Source organism: Paracoccus luteus (assembly GCF_004522155.1).
Classification (GTDB): Bacteria; Pseudomonadota; Alphaproteobacteria; order Rhodobacterales; family Rhodobacteraceae; genus Paracoccus; species Paracoccus luteus.
In genome coordinates this window covers 36886-53341 of sequence record NZ_SDEA01000014.1, presented here as the reverse complement: position 1 = coordinate 53341, position 16456 = coordinate 36886, and the positions used below count along the sequence as shown (strand labels likewise).

The window sequence follows — 16456 nt, the reverse complement described above, 5'->3', positions numbered from 1 at the left end:
CAGGAACCTCGTCGTGGCGCAGCGCACTGAACGACAGCCTCGATCTCGGCGCGGTGCTGGTAGTGGTAGCGTAGTGGCGAGAGCGTGACCTCCGGCTCGCCTGGCTCGCCGTCGCGCAGGATCAGCAGGCCTTCGGCCGGGACGCGCTCGGGCAGCACCTCACCGCGCAGGGCGGTGGCGGGCAGCGCCAAGAGCCGCGCGTGCAGCGCGGCGAGGATGGTTTCGCGGGGAGTGGGCATGGTTTACGGGCTGTCTGGGTTTTTGGGATGAGCCTTCCGGTCATCCGGGTGTAGGAGAGAGCGATCTTCCTCGATCTCGGAGTAGACCCAGACCATCCTGTCCAGGAGCCAAAGCTTCGACAGCATTGCGATAGCAACGCCAGTCATCGTCAGGGACAGATTCAACGCCGCAAGCCCGACGACCAGAAACACTGCGCCTGTCGACGTCGCAATCGTCAGGGCTCTGACCACCGGGACATGATGCGCGAGCGCCGCGTCCTTGCCCCGCAGCAGCCAGATGCGCTCGCCTAGGACACCCTTCGACATCCAGTTGTTGGTGGACGCCGGAGGTGGGAACAGGCGCGGGTTCAACCATGTCCAGATCAGCACTGCGCCTATTGGAAGCAGCGCCCACCAACCAATCCAGACGCGACTCCAGACGGCAACGGCAAGCAGGGGCAGGATCGAAACCCGCGACCAGCCACTCCAGGGATTCGCATGCCGCGCCCAGACTGTAGCGTTCATGGCCATGATCCGTTCGGCGCCAAAGCCGTTTAGCATTTCTGTGCCCCCGATCCTGCCAAATTACTGTAGCGCCGATGCAGGTCGTTGTCCGCCCGCCGGAGGTCCTGCCATTAGCCGATCCGCCCCTCGACCCAGTTCGCCACGATCAGCCCCGGCACGCTGTCCACCGCTCTCTCCGCATCCCGCGCCAGATCCAGCCGCTTGGGCAGCTTCACCTGCGGGACCAGCAGGAAGATCGGCGCGGTGACCTTGCCGCGTCCGGTCTTCGAGCGCGACACCACCGCCTGGCCCTTCGTGTTCAGCCGCCCCTCGGCCACCAGCAGGCTCGGACCGGTGCGGCGATAGACGAAGCGCAGCCGCAGCCCGCGTCGCCGTTCCCACTCGCCAGGAGTGATCCGGCCGCCGCGCAGGGACTTGCCCGCGGCGGGCAGCGGGATCGCCAGCCAGAACCCGTTTTTCGAGCGGATCAGCGGCCCGGCGTCATGCGCGCCGACGATGACCGGCGCCTTGGACCAGACCAGAGCTGCGGCGTCCAGGCTCTCGCCCGACCTCGGGAAGGTCTGGCTCCGGATCGAATTGGCGAGCCGTGTGCCGAGCCCCGCGCCGGTGATCTGCAACCGCCACGCCGACTTCAGCCCGGTCCCGGCCTCGCGCATGGCGGCGGTCACGGCGCGTTCGCCCGCGGCGACCTCAGCCGCCATCATCGCGACGATGTCGGGATCGATGTCGAGCTTCAGTTTCACGCGGGCCTCAGATCCACGGTCCAGACGAGCCGCTCGCGGTCGCGGACGGGCTCGCCCTGAATGAGGAAGGCGTCCCCATCGATCTCGATCCTATCGCCGGGACGCGGGTTCGCCACCTCGGCGACGCGCAGGTCGATCCGCGTGGTCTCGGACCAGAGCCGCGCATCGCCGAAGTCGGTGACCGCATCGGCACGCCGGGCGACGACGCGCACCAGGACGGGCGTGCCGCCGTCGGCGATGTAGACCGCGTCCCGGCCGATGTTCGGATCGGCGAAGAGCGCACCGACGGCGGCGGCGAAGGCGCTCATCAGAAGGCCGCGTTCAGCCGTACCCGGCCGATGGTATCGCTCGCGCCGCTCGCCACCGCCTCGACGGCCACGCCGATGAGGGTGTTGTCGGTGGCAACCGTGGTGCAGCGCTTGTTGGTGTCGTCCCAATAGATCTTGGCGCCGACGGTCCAGGCCTGGGAGCCGACCTTGGTGATGTCGAACACGCCGACGAGCGAGGTCTCGACGGGCTCGCCGAGGGCGGCCGCTCCGGCGGCGATGCCGAAGATGGAGCCGACGAGCAGACCATCGCCGGAGGCGACGGCATAGGGCGCGGTCAGGGTGATGGTGTTGCCGGGCTGGACGAAGTTTTTCATGGACGTGATCCTCGTGGAAAGACGAAGGGCGGCCCGTCAGGACCGCCCGTGTGTCAGGGTTCAGGATGGGTGCGTTACGCGCCCGGGTTCTTGTAGAGACCGCGCCAGTCGATCGCCTTGGCGCCGAAGTCGAGGCGGCACTTGATCTCGACGCCGTCGACGTCGAAGCCGTTGCGCGTCTCGATGTAGGCGCCCTGCTGACCCTCGAGATAGGCGTACTCGATGGTGTCGATCTGGTTCGGGCTGGCCGCGAGATACCAGGCGGTCTCGCTGGCCGCGTCGAGCCGGGGCTCGCTGATCGGCGCCAGTGTGCGGATCGACTGCGGCACCACGCTGGACGTCGCGGCGGGCACGAGGTTCTGCGCGACCAGCTGCTCGGCCTTCAGTTCCAACGAGGCGGGCACGATCAGGAAGGCGGGCCGGACGTTCAGCACCGTCTTCTTGTCGAGGCCCGTCTGCTTGGCCATCGCCGCCCGCGCCGCGCCCACCGCATCGACCGCCAGCGCCGCGCCGGTGCCCGCGAGGTTCTTGTGCGTGGTGTGGAACAGCGCGTTGCCGTCGGCCATGGCCGGGTTCGAGGTAATGATGCCCCAGACCACGTCCGACTCCAGCTGCGCGATGGAATTGCCGTACATTGCCGGGATCCGGGTGAAGGCGTCGAGATCATCGTTGATCAGCGTCTGGCGCATGACCCCGTCGCGCACCTGTGGCCAGACGAACTTGCCGCCCTCGAGCCGCTTGTGAACCAGCACTATCCCGGTCTGATCCCAGATCAAGAGCTTGATCCGATCCGCCCGCTTCGCTCGGAACACAAAGGCGGCTCCGCAGAACGGGTCTCTGGATAGTCCGGACCGGTTGTCCATGGCGCGACTTGCCGGCGGATTTCGGCAAGTGGAACTCAGTGTTCAAGCGGTTCCGGCGATGGGTAAAGGCCGATGCGTTCTACCGCATGTTCCGAGCCCTGGCTGAAGATGCCGATTTTGGATACGCCATGATCGACGGCAGCATCGTCAAGGTTCACCGCCACGGACAGGGCGCAAAAGGGGGACGCAAAGCCAGGCCATCGGGCGCTCTCGCGGAGGGATAACAACCAAGATCATGGCTTTGGCCGATGCGGTCGGCAACCTGACCGACTTTCGGCTGCTGCCGGGACAGGCCCATGATCTGCGCGGCACAGGGGCGCTGATCGATGGCCTGACGTGTGGCCAACTTCTTGCCGACCGGGCGTTCGATGCCGATTGGCTGCGCGAGGCGCTAACCGGTGCAGGGATCGAGCCGGTCATTCCGCCAAAGTCCAACCGCCGCTTCCCCGCCGAATTCGACCGCGAAACCTGCAAGTGGCGGCACCTGATCGAGAACCTCTTCGGCAGGCTCAAGGAATACAGAGGCATCGCCATGCGCTGCTGCAAGACTGATGAAAGTTTCAGCGCCTTCATTGCTCTCGCCGCAACCGTCATCCGACTCCGGTGAACGTCAACACACCCTAGCCGACCAGCGCCGAGATGATCAGCGCGTTGACGATATCGATGAAAAAGCCGCAGACCAGCGGCACGATCACAAAGGCCCGGTGCGCCGCGCCATGTTGCTGCGCCACGGCGGTCATACTGGCGATGGCGGTGGCGGTTGAGCCGAGCGTGATACCGCCAAACCCGGCCGAGATCACCGCCGCCTCATAATCGCGCCCCATCGCGGGGAACACGACCCAAATCGTGAATCCGACCGTCAGCAGGATCTGCATCACAAGGGCGGCGGTAATGAACAGAAGGACGCCGTTCAGCTCCCAGACCTGCAGGCCCATCAGCGCCATGATCAGGAAAAGCCCGAGTGACAGATCCGAGATCAGCGCCAGCGCATCATCGACCCCAGGCCAGATCCGCCGCACTAACCGCCTCGGGGCCAGCGGCAAAAGGTTGCGCAGCACGATCCCCGCGACAAGGCAGCTGACAAAGGCTGGAAGCGTGACGCCGGCCGCCGTGATCGCCTCATGCAGCGCCAGCCCGATCAGCACGGTGACATTCAGCGCCAGGATCGACCAGAGGATGCAGAAGTAATCCATCCGGACCGCGCGCCCCTCATTCGGAACGCCGATGTCCAGATCGCGCTTGTTTTCCGCCTTCAGCCCGCCCCGCCGGATCAGGAGCGCCGCAATCGGCCCGCCGATCACACAGGCCGCGATTAGCCCGACAGTATTGGCCGCGACCCCCAGTTCCAGCGCATTCGTGATCCCCAGCTTTTCGGCGAATATCGGTGCCCAGGCCAGCGTGGTGCCAACGCCGCCGGTCAGCGAAACCGAGCCGACCATCAGCCCGGCCTTCGGCTCCATTCCAAAGAGCCTCGCCAGCCCCATCCCCGCGAAGTTCTGCAAAAGGATGAAGCTGGTCGCAAGGATCAACAGGATCACCAACGGCCTGCCCCCCGCAAGCAGCGTGCGGATATCGGATTTCAGCCCGATACCGGCAAAGAACACCAGCAGCAGGAAATCACAGATCCCCACCTCGAATGAGACCTTCAGATCGAACAGCGCCCAGAGGAGCCCCGTTACCGCGATACAGAGAAAGCCGCCCGCCACCGGCTCGGGGATCGAATAGCGGCGCAGAAGATCAATGTTCAGGGTCAGGATCTTGCCCGCGATCAGCAAGACCACGGCAAGATTGAAGGAATGGAAGGGATGAACCGTAAAGAAGGTCACGCGGCGGCGCCTGTCAGAATGCTGTCAACTGATGTTGATTCCGCTTTGCCCCGGATCCGCCTTCCGGTCAAGGGCGGGGCCCCGCGCCTGCCTCAGGCGGTGGTGTGAAATCCGTTATCGGCATAGACCACCGATCCGCTCATGGGACTTGCGGCCTCGGTTGCCAGAAAGGCCGCCAGCGTACCGATCTCTTCGATGCTTACCAGTTTTCCCGCAGGCGTACGGGCGCGAATCTTATCCATCAGCGCATCGAACCGGTCGATCCCCGAGGCGGCGCGGGTCTTGACCGGACCGGTTGAAAGCGAAAAGGCACGAATCCCTTCGCCCGCCAGATCGGCCGCCGCATAGCGGACCGAAGCCTCCAGCGCGGCCTTTACCGGACCCATGAGGTTGTAATTCTCGACCACCCGATCCGCGCCGTAAAAGCTGACCGTGATCAGCGAACCACCCGCCTGCATCAAAGGCCGCGCCAGCCGCGCCATGCGCAGGAAGGAGTGGCAAGAGATATCCATCGCCGTCGCAAAACCTTCGGCCGAAGCGTTGACAACGCTGGTGTGCAGATCCTCGCGCGGGGCGAAGGCGATGGCATGAAGCAGAAAATCAAGCCGCCCCCATTCAGCGGTAATGCGGTCAAACACGGCTTCCAACTGGCCGGGTTCACGCACATCGCAAGGAAGGAACAGCGGCGCACCCACTTCCTGCGCCACGGGTTCGACCCATGGCCGGGCCTTTTCATTAAGAAAGGTCAGCGCCAGCTCTGCCCCCGCCGCGCGAAAGGCCCTGGCGCAACCGGCGGCGATGCTGGCCTCATTCGCCACGCCAACCACGAGGCCGCGTTTGCCTTTCAGATCAATCATGTCGCTGCCTCTTCGCTGACGGCCTCCTGGGCGATGATGCTTTCCTCATCGGTCGGAATGACAAGAAGCTGCACCCGGCTGGCGGCGGTGCTGATCCTGCGCGACCCTGCTTCATTGGCATCGGGGTCAAGCTCTGCCCCAAGCCAGGCCAGCCGCGCGGCGACACGGGCGCGGATACCGGGCTGATGCTCGCCGATTCCTGCCGTGAAGACCAGCGCATCGATCCCGCCCATGCTGGTCGCCAACCGTGCCACCTCGCCCGCGATGCGCAGGCAAAAGAGGTCGATCGCCTCGGCAGCCTCTGGGCGCGTGCTGGCCATCAGCTCGCGGCTGTCAGCCTCGAAACCCGACACGCCCAGAAGGCCGCTTTCACGATAGAGCATGGTCTCGACCTGTTTCAGGCTTTGCCCCATTTCGCCCATCAGATGCAGGATCACGCCGGGGTCCAGCGCACCCGAACGCGTCGCCATCGGGATGCCGTCCAGCGTCGAAAACCCCATCGAGCTGTCGATGCTCTTGCCGCCCCGGATCGCACAAAGGCTTGCGCCGCTGCCCAGATGTGCGGCGACCACCTTTGCATCGGTGGCCAGATCGCCCAGTTGCCCGGCGATATAGCGGTAGGAGAGACCATGAAAGCCATAGCGCTTGATCCCCTGATCATAAAGCGCGCGCGGCAGGGCAAAGCGGCGGATCAGGGGCGGGTTGGTGGCATGAAACGCCGTGTCGAAAGAGGCTGTCTGTGGCACATCGGGGTAAAGCCCCCGCATCGCCCGGATCAGCGCAAGGCTTTGCGGCTGATGCAGCGGCGCAAGCCGCGCCAGCGCGTCGATCTGCGCGATCACCTGATCGGTGATCCGGGCTGGTCCTGTGAAGACATCGCCGCCATGCACAACCCGATGGCCGATCACCGCAAGGCGCGAAAGATTGAAATGCCCGGCCAGCCAGGCAAAAGCCTGGTTCAGCACGGCTGTCAGATCGCCGGGATCCGCTGTGATCGGGCCTGAAAAGGTCTTGCCCTCGCGCGTCAGGCGCACTTCGAAAGGCTCATCGCGGAAATCGATCACGCCCGACGCCAGCGGGCGCGGCGCGGCGGCCTCCAGTGCGTAAAACCCCAGCTTGATAGTCGAGGATCCGGTGTTGAATGTCAGGATCAGATCGCGGGTCACGCCTTCCCCTCCGCTTTGCGGACCGCGACCATCTTGGCCAGCGCAGCCGAGGCGATGCGGGCCGATAAAGGATCCGCCCGGCTTGTCAGAACGATTGGCACCCGTGCGCCCAGAACCAGCCCCGCGGCCGTGGCGCCCGCGAAATAGATCAGCTGTTTGGCAAGCATGTTCCCGGCCTCGAGATCCGGCACCAGAAGAATATCGGCCTCGCCCGCCACCTGCGAGACGATGCCCTTCGTCGCCACCGCCTCGGGGCTGATCGCATTGTCGAAGGCCAGCGGCCCGTCAACCAGCGCGCCCGTGATCTGGCCTCGAGCCGCCATCACCGTCAGCGCGGCGGCATCCAGCGTGGCGGGCATCGTCGCGTTCACCGTCTCGACCGCCGCCAGCACCGCGACCTTCGGCTGATCGCGCCCCAGAAGCCGCATCAGATCGACGGCATTCTGGCAGATGTCGCGCTTATGCTCTAATGTCGGTGCGATATTGATCGCGGCATCGGTGACGATCACCGGCTTGCGATAGGCGGGCACATCCATCGCATAGACATGGCTGATCCGGCGTTCGGTGCGCAGGCCGCCGCTTTTCGAAACCACCGCCGCAAGCAGTTCATCGGAATGCAGGCTGCCCTTGACCAGCACCTGGACGTTGCCACAGGCCGCCAGTTCCACCGCCCGCGCCGCCGCTGCATGGCTGTGCTCTGTCTCCTCGATCCGGAAGCCGTCAAGCGAGACCCCGGCCTCGGCGGCCGCCGCGCGAATCTTTGCGCCGGGACCGATCAGGATCGGGTCAAGCAGGCCTTCGTCGCGCACCTCGATCGCGCCAAGGATCGCGGATTTCGAACAGGGATGCACCACCGCCGCCCGCACCGGGGGCAATGCGCGGGCCTCTTCGACAAAGCCCTGCCAGCGCCCCTTCGGCAAGACCACCGCCTCGGGAAGGTCACCCGGCACCCAGGTCACCTGCTCGACCGGGGCCAGCACCAGCGCCTCGCCCGAAAGCACCACCTCGCCCCGCTGATTGCGGGCGGTGGTCGTCAGGCGGACACGGTTCTTGCCCTCGATCAGCTCGGCCACTTCAACTTCGGCGGTGATGGTATCGCCTGGCGAAACCGGCTTGTTAAAGCGGATCTGCTGGTCGAGATAGATCGTCCCCGGCCCCGGCAGGCGGGTGCCCAGCACCGCCGAAATCAGCGCCGCAGTCCACATGCCGTGCACCACGACATGGCCAAACGGCCCATGGGCGGCGAAACCGGCATCCAGATGCGCGGGGTTGGCGTCGCCGGAAACAGCGGCGAACAATTCAATATCCTTGGGGCCGACGTGGCGGACAAGACTGGCGCGGTCGCCGATTTTCATCTGGTGAAACAGATAGTTGGTCAGAGTGCCGGTCATCTTGTCACCTCTGGAAAACATATGTGCCGGGCGCATCTGCCAGCGCGTTGCCCATTGCGGGCGGCGCGGCGGGGGCACCCGAACGCGCGGCAAGCCAGGCCTGCCAGGGCGTCCACCACGAACCCTCGGTTGCAGGATTGGCCTCGACCCAGGTCTCCGGCGGCAAAAGCGCGTCGTCATGGGCGCGGGTCGCCAGCCGGTAGCGGCGGCGCGGGTGACCGGGAGGAGAGACGATCCCCGCATTATGCCCGCCCGACGTCAGCGCGAAAGTCACCTCGCAATCGGTGAACTGGTGGATTTTGTAGACCGACTTCCAGGGTGCGACATGATCGCGCTCGGTCCCGACGGCAAAGATCGGCACCCGGATGTTCTGCAACAGAACTGTCTTGCCCCCGGCGGTGAAGCGTCCCGAAGAAAGCTCATTATTCAGATAAAGCCTGCGCAGATATTCGGCATGCATCCGATAGGGCATCCGGGTGCTGTCGGCATTCCAGGCCATGAGATCATTCATCGCCGTCCGCTCGCCCATCATGTAATCGCGCACCATCCGGGACCAGATGAGGTCATTCGAGCGCAAAAGCTGAAACGCCCCCGCCATCTGATCGGCAGAGAGATAGCCGCGGTTCCACATCATGCTTTCAAGAAGATGCAGCTGGCTTGGGTCGATGAACAACGCGAGCTCGCCCGGTTCGGCGAAATCGACCTGCGCGGCAAGCAGCGTCAGCGAGGCGAGACGCGCGTCCCCCTTCCCCGCCATGGCAGCCGCAGCGATCGACAGCAAAGTGCCACCCAGACAATAGCCGGTGGCGTGGATTTTCTGATCGGGCATTAGACGGGTGATCTCATCCAACGCGGCCATCACGCCCAGCCGGCGATAATCCTCCAGCGTCAGATCACGATCCTCTGCACCCGGATTGCGCCAGGAAATGGCGAAAACCGTGTGGCCCTGCGCCACCAGCCAGCGGATCAGTGAATTCTCCGGGCTGAGGTCGAGGATATAGTATTTCATGATCCAGGCCGGAACGATCAGCACCGGCTCGGGGTGCACGGTTTCTGTCGTGGGCGTATACTGGATCAGTTCGATCAGGTGGTTGCGGAAGATTACCTTGCCCGGCGTCACCGCCACATCGCGACCCGGTGTAAAGGCCTCGACACCCTCTGGCGGCTCCTGCCGGATCTGGCGGACGACGTCCTGCAGCCAGTTCTGCCAGCCCTTCACAAGGTTCATGCCTCCGGTAGCCCAGGTCCGTGCCACAACCTCGGGATTGGTAAAAGGGTTGTTCGAAGGCGCACAGACATCAAGGATCTGTTTCGCGGCAAAAGACACCACATCCTCGTGGTGCTTCGTCACGCCTGGAACCTCATGGGTGACGTTATGCAGCCATTGCTGCTGCAGCAGGAAAGCCTGCGACATCCAGCTGAAGGGCGGTTTCGCCCAGGCTTCACCGGCGAAACGGCGGTCGCCCGGCAAGGGCGTGATGACCGGCGCGGCCTGCGGATCCATCGCCGAGGCCATCAGATGCGCCATGAGACGCTGCCATTTGCGGCCCGCCTTGACGCCCAGTTCCATCTGCTTGCCCGGTGCCTGCGCCAGGTGAAAGGCCCAGTCGACATGGGCCATCATCAGCGAGCCGGGCGAGACCCCGCCGCTGAGCTGTCCCGAGAGCGCCTCTCGTATGCGGTCAACGGCCTGAAAAGCCTCGATGCCAAGGCTTTCATCGCCGGTTGCACCCGAGCCATCTGATTTGGGAGTAAGGACCATGTCGCGTCTCCAATTTACCGGCGGAAGTTAGCACAGAACTATCAACGAGTGTTGATCGAAATCAAAGAGTTCAAGATTTTTCTTGAACATAGGCATTGCGCCCAAGGCCCGATGCCGACGACATGTCGTAAAGCGCCGTCAAACCGCCGAAACAGCCGCCCCCGGACTGAACAGGCAAAGCATCGGCGTCCGGCGGCGGACACGGAATCCCCTGTCCCTGCCCTGATCATCATGGACGATTACCGGCAAAACGGCGCGACGTCGAGGCCATGACCCGGCCAATGCCGCTGGCACCAACGCCGGGCCAAGGCCGCGGCCTCAATCCGCCAGCACATCACCGATGCCAGTGAAGACACCACCGACCTGATTGAAGACAAAGGCCCCAGCCAAGCGTACCTCACCGAAAAGGGTGCTTTCAACCACAGCCCCGGCCTCGCCGGAAAGCAGGCCGACATAGCGGCTGTGGGCGGGATCATCGGTCGGAATATCGGTAATATCCACGATCCGTATTCCGGTCGCGACCGCCAGGCGCTGGACCGCCGGATCACGCACATCGACAAGCCCAAGCCGTATCCGACGTGCCGAAAGCCGCGACGACAGTTTCAGCGCCAGATCGTCCGAGGAGACGAGCACCGTGATGGGATGCTTCATCGGCCCAAGGCTGACCATCTGGGCGCGGAAAAGATCGATATCAATATCCGGGGCGGCAAGGATGACCTCGATCCGGTCCAGCACATCGTCCCGCCCGGCAAGACGCAGTTGCACCAGCGTCTCCATCGTCAGCCGCGCGCCCATGCTGTGAGCCAGCACCGGCACCGCGTCGGAAGCGGACCGACCCTTTGTCAAAAGCCGCAGCAGATCGGCAAGCGCCGCGCGGGAAAAGTCAGACGCGTCACGATCAGCCAGATAGGCGCCCGGATCGCCTGCCGAGGGCCATGTAAAAAGGACGGGCTTTTCCTCGATATGCGCATCGACCGAAAGCTGCGCGGTACGGAACAAGGCCTCATGAAAGCGGGTGTTGAAGCCGTGGACATAAAGCCCGACCCCCTCGCGCGAGAGACGCTTTGCAAAGGCGTCACGGCTAAGCGTCTGCCGGCTGCGCATCACGAAATTCCGGTCGGCGCTGCTGCCATTGCGATCCGGCCATTCAATCTTTCCCGGCCGATGGCCAGGCGGCACCGAGACCTCGTATTCCAGCCAGCTTGGCCGGATGGAGCGAGAGTCGCCAAAGGCCCCCGGCAGATTTGCCTCGGGCGCGCGGGTGGTCATGGTCAGCACCCGGACAAGGCGGGCGCCCTCGGGCAGGGCACCGGCATCGGGGGCCAGAACTTCCGGCCCCGGACGCGCAGCGCAGCCTGCAAGCGCAAGCGTCAGGATCAGAAGCAGGCGGCCCAACATATGCCTTACCGCAGGAATTTCTTGAATCGTATCAGTGCCACCCAGAACAGCGCCACCCCGATCGCCGCCAGCGCCGCGAACTGGGGCCAGACCACGTCAAGCCCCGCACCTCGGAACAAGATGCCCTGCGAGAGGATGATGAAATGCGTGTTGGGGGCTGCAAGCATGATGGTCTGGATGATCTCTGGCATGGATTCCCGCGGCGTCATCGCGCCTGACAGCACCTGCAGCGGCAAAAGCGCCATCATCAGCAAAAGCGCGAATTGCGGCATCGACCCGGCGATGGTGGCAAGGAAAATTCCAAGCCCCGTCATGGCGAAAACCATCAGCACCGCGCCCGCAAGAAACAGCACGACCGAGCCCTGCACCGGAACCGCCATCAGCGCCTGCACCACAACACTTAGCGAAAAGATCGACCCCAGCAGCACCACCAGCCCCATCGACCAGATCTTGGAAAACATGATCTCGGTCGGGGTGACGGGCATGACCAGCAGGTGCTCGACCGTGCCATGTTCCTTTTCGCGGATCAGCGCCGCGCCGGTCAGCACCAGCGACAGCATGGTGATCGACCGGATCACGGCGGAAATCGCGCCGAACCACTTCGGATCCAGCGAGGGATTATACCGCGCGCGGAGCGCCAGATCGACCGGCAGCGCGGTCTCGGCCCGGTAGCCCGCCACATATTCCGAAACCTCGGAGGACACGATCTGCTGGATATAGCCGCCGCCGGTGAAGGCCTGGCTCATCCTTGTCGCGTCGATATTCAGCTGGATCGCCGGGTTTTTTCCGGCCAGCACATCGCGCGCGAAATCCGGTGGGATGTTCAGCGCAAAAGTATCCAGCCCCTGATCCATCCGCCGATCCATCTCGGCCGTCGTGGTCATCTGCGGCTCGACAAAATAGGGCGGATAAAAGGCCGAGGTGATGCGGGCGGAGAGATGCGACTGATCCTCATCCACGATCGAGATCGCGGCATTCGTCAGCGCCTCGGGCGAGACGTTCGCAGAGGTCCAGATCGAGAGCGAAAAGGAATAGACGATCAGCACCAGCATCACCGGATCGCGCCAGAGCCCGCGCAATTCCTTGACGCCCAGATTGAAGGTGTTGCGCAGGTTCATCCGCCCCTCACTTCGCCTGTTTTTCCAGGAAGGCCGCCGCCAGCCCGATAATCACCGGAATGGCGATGCCCATGGCCAGCATCGGCCCGGCCAGTTCCGCCATTCCGAAGGCCTTGGAGAAAGCCCCCCGCGCGGCGGTGATAAACCAGGTCGAGGGGTAGATCTCGCCCAGAACCCGGCCAAAACCCGACAGCGAAGAGACCGGGTAGATCAAACCCGAATAGCTGACCGCCGGGATCATCGTCAGCATGGCGGTCGCGAACAGCGCCGCGACCTGACTTGCGATGAAGACCGACACCAGAAAACCAAGCGCCGTGGTCGCGGTGACATAGATCAGCGCCGAAAGGGTAAAGCCCAGAAAACTGCCGTTGAAGGGCACTGCGAAGAATGTGACCGCCATGGCCATCATCAGGAAGAAATTCAGCATGGCCAGCGCGATATAGGGCAGCTGTTTGCCAAGCAGAAATTCCAGCCGCGTCACCGGCGTGACGTAGAAATTGATGATCGAGCCCAGTTCGCGTTCACGCGCGACCGAAAGCGTGGTCAGGATCGCCGGGATCATCAGCAAAAGCAGCGGGATGATCGCCGGGACCATCGCATTCAGGCTGCGCACGTCGGGGTTGTAGCGGTATCGGGTCACCAGTTCGAAACTGCCGCCGCTCGCCTTGTCACCGTAAAGCTGACGCGCCTGACGTGTGATCCAGTTGGCATGCATGCCCTGCACATAGCCCTGCACCGTATTGGCGCGGCTGGGGTTGGCGCCGTCGAACCAGGCCCCGACCTGCACATCCCTGCCTGCCGCGATATCGGCGGCAAAGCCGGGCGGGATCTCGATCGCCAGCGCCAGCTCGCCCGAGCGCATTCTTGCGTCGATCTCGTCGTAACTTGTCAGGGCCGGCTGTTCGATGAAATAGCGCGATCCCGCAATATCGGCGATATAATTGCGGCTGGTGGTGGTCTGGTCGCGGTCAAGGGCGGCGAAGGTCAGATCCTCGACATCCATGTTGATGCCCAGCCCCACCACGATCATCAGAAGAAGGCTGCCGACCAACGCCATGGTCAGCCGGATCGGATCGCGCTGCAATTGCAGGCTTTCCAGCTGCGAATAGCTAAGCAGTCGCCGCAGGCTGAAGCCGGATTGCTGCGCGTGATGGGTCACCCCGGCTGCGGGGGCCTCGGGCGCGGCCTCGGGCGCAGCGGCGGGGGCGGGTGCCGTCTCGCCAATCGCCTCTTCAAGATAGGCGATGAACGCGTCTTCCAGCGTGGCGCAACCTTTGGCTTTCGTGATCCCCTCGGCGGTGTCCGAGACCAGCACCTTGCCCGCATGCATCAGGCTGATGCGGTCGCACCATTCCGCCTCGTTCATGAAATGGGTCGAGACAAAGATCGTCACGCCATCCTTGCGCGAAAGTTCCGCCAGAATGCGCCAGAAGCCGTTGCGCGCCACCGGGTCCACCCCCGAGGTCGGCTCGTCAAGGATCAGGATCTCGGGCGCATGGATCATCGCCACCGCCAGCGAAAGCCGCTGGCGGATACCCAGCGGCAACGCCTCGGGCAGGCTGTCGGTCACGTCGCCCAGATCGAACCGGGCGATCATCTCGTCAACCCTGGCGGGGATCTTCTCGGCCGCCATATCGAAAAGCCGCGCGTGCAGATCAAGGTTCTGACGCACCGTCAGCTCGGAATAGAGCGAGAAGGCCTGCGACATGAACCCGACCCGGCGGCGCACCGACAGATCGCTTGCATCGACCTCATGGCCGAAAAGCTTTGCCCGGCCCTCACTCGGCTCCAGAAGCCCGGTGAGCATCTTCATCGTCGTCGTCTTGCCGCAGCCGTTCGAACCCAGAAAGCCGAAAATCTCACCCCTGGGGATGCGGAAGGAAACATTGTCGACCGCCACGAAATCGCCAAAGCGCTGCGTCAGCCCCTCGGCCTCGATGGCGATATCGCTGTCATCGGTGGTCCGCGGCGGGATCACCACGGCACTGTCTTCGCCCCGGTCTTCTTCGGGCAAAAGCTCGATGAAGGCTGCATCAAGCGTGTCGGCCCCGGTCCGCGACAGCAGATCGTTGGTGGTGCCGGTGGCCAGCACCCGGCCCGCATTCATCGCAACCAGCCAGTCGAAGCGCGCGGCCTCTTCCATATAGGCGGTGGCGGTGATCACGCTCATCCCCGGCCGTGTCGCGCGGATGCGGTCGATCAGATCCCAGAACTGGCGGCGCGACAGCGGATCGACGCCGGTGGTCGGCTCGTCAAGAATCAGGAAATCGGGATCATGGATCAGCGCGCAGCACAGACCCAGCTTTTGCTTCATGCCGCCCGACAGCTTTGACGCCGGGCGCGACCGGAACGGCGTCATGCCGGTCGCAGCCAGCAGATCGGTAATCCGCCGCTCGCGTTCGGCCTTGTCATGACCGAAAAGCGAGCCGAAGAAATCAAGGTTCTCTTCGACCGAAAGCGTCGGGTAGAGGTTCTTGCCCAGACCCTGCGGCATATAGGCGGTGCGGGGGCAGACGCGGTTGCGATGCGCCACATCGCGCATATCGCCGCCCAGAACCTCGACCTTGCCCTGCTGGATCACACGTGCCCCGGCCAGCAGCGACAGAAGGCTGGACTTTCCGACCCCGTCTGGCCCGATCAGCCCGACCATGCGCCCCTCAGGGATCTCCAGCGTCACATTGTCAAGCGCCGTGACCTTGCCATAGCGCAGCGTCAGGCCGGAGACCCCGGCAACTGAGCCGGTCATTTCACGACATTGGAAAGAAAGTCAGGCCAGGCGGCATCCGGATCAAGCCGCAGATAGGCCATGCCCGGCAGGCCGGTTTTGACATCCTCGATATGCCGCGACAGCAGCTCGGGGTCGATGCGGGCACGGACGCGGAACATCAGCTTTTCGCGCTCATCGGCGGTCTCGACCGTCTTTGGCGTGAACTGCGCCACATCGGCAACATAGGAAACCGTGGCCGGGATCACGAATTCCCGCGCCGCATCCATGACAAGGCGCACCTCTGATCCGACCTGCACCCGGCCGACCTGCGATGTCGGCAGAAAAACCGTCATATAGACATCGCCCAGATCGACAAGGCTGAGGATCCGCCCGCCAGAGCCGACAATCTCGCCCTCTTGTGCGATGCGATACTGGATCCGGCCCGTGCGCGGCGCTTTCAGCGTGGCGTCGTCCAGAGAGGCCTGGATCGCATCAATCGACGCCTTTGCCGCCTCGACGGCCGCACTTGCATCGACCACCTGCGCCTGCGCGCTGCTGACCCCCGCCAGCGCTGCCGCATGGCTGGCTTCGGCCGAGGCCACACCGGCGCGGGCCTGGGCGTCCCGGGCGCGGTCATCATCCAGCACCTGCTGCGAGATCGCACTGGTCTTTGCAAGCTGCTCAGAGCGTTCAAGCCTGCGCGACGCGGCATCGGCAACCGAGCCTGCCTGATCAACCGCGGCCCGGGCCGCGCGCTCTTGTGCCTCGGCCTGAGCGACCAGCGCCCTTGCTGTCTCGACGCCGATTTCGGCGCGGGCAAGCTGCGCTTCGGCCTGACGTTTTTGTGCGTTCAGCTGCACCACGTCCATCTGCACCAGCACATCGCCTGCGCTGACCATGTCACCTTCGGCAGCGGTGATTTCGGCGATTCGGCCGCCGGTGAGCGCCGCGATATCCACCTCGGTCGCCTCGATCCGGCCATTGGCGCTGGCAAAACCCGCCGGCAGACCGGCGGGTTGCAGCCGGTCCCAGGCCAGCCAGCCAAGCACGGCGACAACGGCCAGGCCGCCCAGAATAATGGTGTTTCTGCCGGGCTTTGCCATGATCTGCCTCTGATTGCTGTGCTGATGGATGCTTCGCGCATGTCCCGATGCGGTTTTCGCCCTACGCTCCCCTGTTGTCAACGCTCAATGACAGGGTAAAACCCTGTATTGTCGCGCAAAAGCGGCTGCTGGTTGT

Annotated in this window: 17 protein-coding genes and 1 pseudogene; 2 read left to right on the top strand and 16 right to left on the bottom strand. The window is 64.1% G+C overall.

Features of this window, described 5'->3' with window-relative positions:
* Positions 1-17 precede the first annotated feature (17 nt).
* The 7 genes and pseudogenes from EPA64_RS16825 to EPA64_RS16955 form a co-directional block, all read right to left on the bottom strand.
* Positions 18-239 (bottom strand): annotated as a pseudogene (locus EPA64_RS16825) (acyl-CoA transferase); the annotation flags it as partial.
* Between the two features lie 3 nt (positions 240-242).
* Positions 243-749 (bottom strand): DUF6653 family protein, encoded by a 507-nt coding sequence (locus tag EPA64_RS14205; protein WP_036707965.1) that lies wholly within the window; start codon positions 747-749, stop codon positions 243-245.
* Positions 750-853: 104 nt separating this feature from the next.
* Positions 854-1486: a DUF6441 family protein gene (locus tag EPA64_RS14200; protein WP_089389384.1), complete on the bottom strand. Its 633-nt coding sequence runs from the start codon at positions 1484-1486 to the stop codon at positions 854-856.
* Positions 1483-1794, bottom strand: coding sequence for a head-tail joining protein (locus tag EPA64_RS14195; RefSeq protein WP_036707952.1), 312 nt, complete (start codon positions 1792-1794; stop codon positions 1483-1485). Before EPA64_RS14195 ends, EPA64_RS14200 begins: the two co-directional genes overlap by 4 nt.
* Entirely contained in the window at positions 1794-2129 is a 336-nt protein-coding gene (locus EPA64_RS14190; RefSeq protein WP_036707950.1) for a DUF2190 family protein, read from the bottom strand. The genes EPA64_RS14195 and EPA64_RS14190 overlap by 1 nt, the downstream gene beginning before the upstream one ends.
* Before the next feature lie 74 nt (positions 2130-2203).
* Complete coding sequence (tnpB, locus tag EPA64_RS14185; protein ID WP_081962565.1) at positions 2204-2992, bottom strand: IS66 family insertion sequence element accessory protein TnpB; 789 nt, start codon at positions 2990-2992, stop codon at positions 2204-2206.
* A 35-nt stretch (positions 2993-3027) separates the two neighbouring features.
* Positions 3028-3156 carry a hypothetical protein gene (locus EPA64_RS16955; RefSeq protein WP_255435433.1) on the bottom strand — a complete coding sequence of 43 codons (129 nt, stop codon included), beginning with the start codon at positions 3154-3156 and terminating at the stop codon, positions 3028-3030.
* Here EPA64_RS16955 and EPA64_RS14175 point away from each other — a divergent pair.
* Positions 3114-3599 (top strand): IS5 family transposase, encoded by a 486-nt coding sequence (locus tag EPA64_RS14175; RefSeq protein ID WP_131023395.1) that lies wholly within the window; start codon positions 3114-3116, stop codon positions 3597-3599. The two genes, EPA64_RS16955 and EPA64_RS14175, sit on opposite strands and share 43 nt — an antisense overlap.
* Positions 3600-3612: 13 nt before the next feature.
* Here the strand turns inward: EPA64_RS14175 and gltS are convergent, their stop codons facing one another.
* From gltS to EPA64_RS14150, 5 genes are all read right to left on the bottom strand, one after another.
* Complete coding sequence (gene gltS / locus EPA64_RS14170) at positions 3613-4818, bottom strand: sodium/glutamate symporter (protein ID WP_134726965.1); 1206 nt, start codon at positions 4816-4818, stop codon at positions 3613-3615.
* A gap of 92 nt (positions 4819-4910) precedes the next feature.
* Positions 4911-5675: an enoyl-ACP reductase FabI gene (gene fabI, locus EPA64_RS14165; protein WP_035745640.1), complete on the bottom strand. Its 765-nt coding sequence runs from the start codon at positions 5673-5675 to the stop codon at positions 4911-4913.
* Positions 5672-6841, bottom strand: a complete 1170-nt coding sequence (locus EPA64_RS14160; protein WP_035745643.1) for an acetate/propionate family kinase — start codon at positions 6839-6841, stop codon at positions 5672-5674. The genes fabI and EPA64_RS14160 overlap by 4 nt, the downstream gene beginning before the upstream one ends.
* The gene (locus EPA64_RS14155) at positions 6838-8232 is read right to left on the bottom strand and encodes a bifunctional enoyl-CoA hydratase/phosphate acetyltransferase (protein ID WP_089389382.1); all 1395 of its coding nucleotides are present in this window, start codon (positions 8230-8232) and stop codon (positions 6838-6840) included. The genes EPA64_RS14160 and EPA64_RS14155 overlap by 4 nt, the downstream gene beginning before the upstream one ends.
* 4 nt (positions 8233-8236) lie before the next feature.
* Complete coding sequence (locus tag EPA64_RS14150; RefSeq protein ID WP_089389381.1) at positions 8237-9994, bottom strand: PHA/PHB synthase family protein; 1758 nt, start codon at positions 9992-9994, stop codon at positions 8237-8239.
* Between the two features lie 48 nt (positions 9995-10042).
* Between EPA64_RS14150 and EPA64_RS16360 the strand changes: the two genes are divergently transcribed.
* Positions 10043-10267 carry a hypothetical protein gene (locus EPA64_RS16360; protein WP_167626678.1) on the top strand — a complete coding sequence of 75 codons (225 nt, stop codon included), beginning with the start codon at positions 10043-10045 and terminating at the stop codon, positions 10265-10267.
* Positions 10268-10312: 45 nt separating this feature from the next.
* Here the strand turns inward: EPA64_RS16360 and EPA64_RS14145 are convergent, their stop codons facing one another.
* Genes EPA64_RS14145 through EPA64_RS14130 form a run of 4 tightly spaced genes read right to left on the bottom strand, consistent with a single transcriptional unit; the run spans position 10313 to position 16320 of the window.
* A complete protein-coding gene (locus EPA64_RS14145) occupies positions 10313-11392 on the bottom strand; it encodes an alpha/beta hydrolase (RefSeq protein ID WP_089389380.1) in 1080 nt (359 codons plus the stop codon).
* A 5-nt stretch (positions 11393-11397) separates the two neighbouring features.
* Positions 11398-12510 carry an ABC transporter permease gene (locus EPA64_RS14140; protein ID WP_134726964.1) on the bottom strand — a complete coding sequence of 371 codons (1113 nt, stop codon included), beginning with the start codon at positions 12508-12510 and terminating at the stop codon, positions 11398-11400.
* A 7-nt stretch (positions 12511-12517) separates the two neighbouring features.
* Positions 12518-15256 carry a ribosome-associated ATPase/putative transporter RbbA gene (gene rbbA / locus EPA64_RS14135; RefSeq protein WP_134726963.1) on the bottom strand — a complete coding sequence of 913 codons (2739 nt, stop codon included), beginning with the start codon at positions 15254-15256 and terminating at the stop codon, positions 12518-12520.
* The gene (locus EPA64_RS14130) at positions 15253-16320 is read right to left on the bottom strand and encodes an HlyD family secretion protein (protein ID WP_036707939.1); all 1068 of its coding nucleotides are present in this window, start codon (positions 16318-16320) and stop codon (positions 15253-15255) included. The genes rbbA and EPA64_RS14130 overlap by 4 nt, the downstream gene beginning before the upstream one ends.
* Positions 16321-16456 lie beyond the last annotated feature (136 nt).

Bases quoted from the DNA above. Each gene is read 5' to 3' on its own strand.
- EPA64_RS14205 (WP_036707965.1), bottom strand. From the start codon at position 749: ATGGCCATGAACGCTACAGTCTGGGCGCGGCATGCGAATCCCTGGAGT.
- tnpB (WP_081962565.1), bottom strand. From the start codon at position 2,992: ATGGACAACCGGTCCGGACTATCCAGAGACCCGTTCTGCGGAGCCGCC.
- fabI (WP_035745640.1), bottom strand. From the start codon at position 5,675: ATGATTGATCTGAAAGGCAAACGCGGCCTCGTGGTTGGCGTGGCGAAT.
- EPA64_RS14150 (WP_089389381.1), bottom strand. From the start codon at position 9,994: ATGGTCCTTACTCCCAAATCAGATGGCTCGGGTGCAACCGGCGATGAA.
- EPA64_RS14140 (WP_134726964.1), bottom strand. From the start codon at position 12,510: ATGAACCTGCGCAACACCTTCAATCTGGGCGTCAAGGAATTGCGCGGG.
- EPA64_RS14190 (WP_036707950.1), bottom strand. From the start codon at position 2,129: ATGAAAAACTTCGTCCAGCCCGGCAACACCATCACCCTGACCGCGCCC.
- EPA64_RS14195 (WP_036707952.1), bottom strand. From the start codon at position 1,794: ATGAGCGCCTTCGCCGCCGCCGTCGGTGCGCTCTTCGCCGATCCGAAC.
- rbbA (WP_134726963.1), bottom strand. From the start codon at position 15,256: ATGACCGGCTCAGTTGCCGGGGTCTCCGGCCTGACGCTGCGCTATGGC.
- EPA64_RS14155 (WP_089389382.1), bottom strand. From the start codon at position 8,232: ATGACCGGCACTCTGACCAACTATCTGTTTCACCAGATGAAAATCGGC.
- EPA64_RS14130 (WP_036707939.1), bottom strand. From the start codon at position 16,320: ATGGCAAAGCCCGGCAGAAACACCATTATTCTGGGCGGCCTGGCCGTT.
- EPA64_RS14145 (WP_089389380.1), bottom strand. From the start codon at position 11,392: ATGTTGGGCCGCCTGCTTCTGATCCTGACGCTTGCGCTTGCAGGCTGC.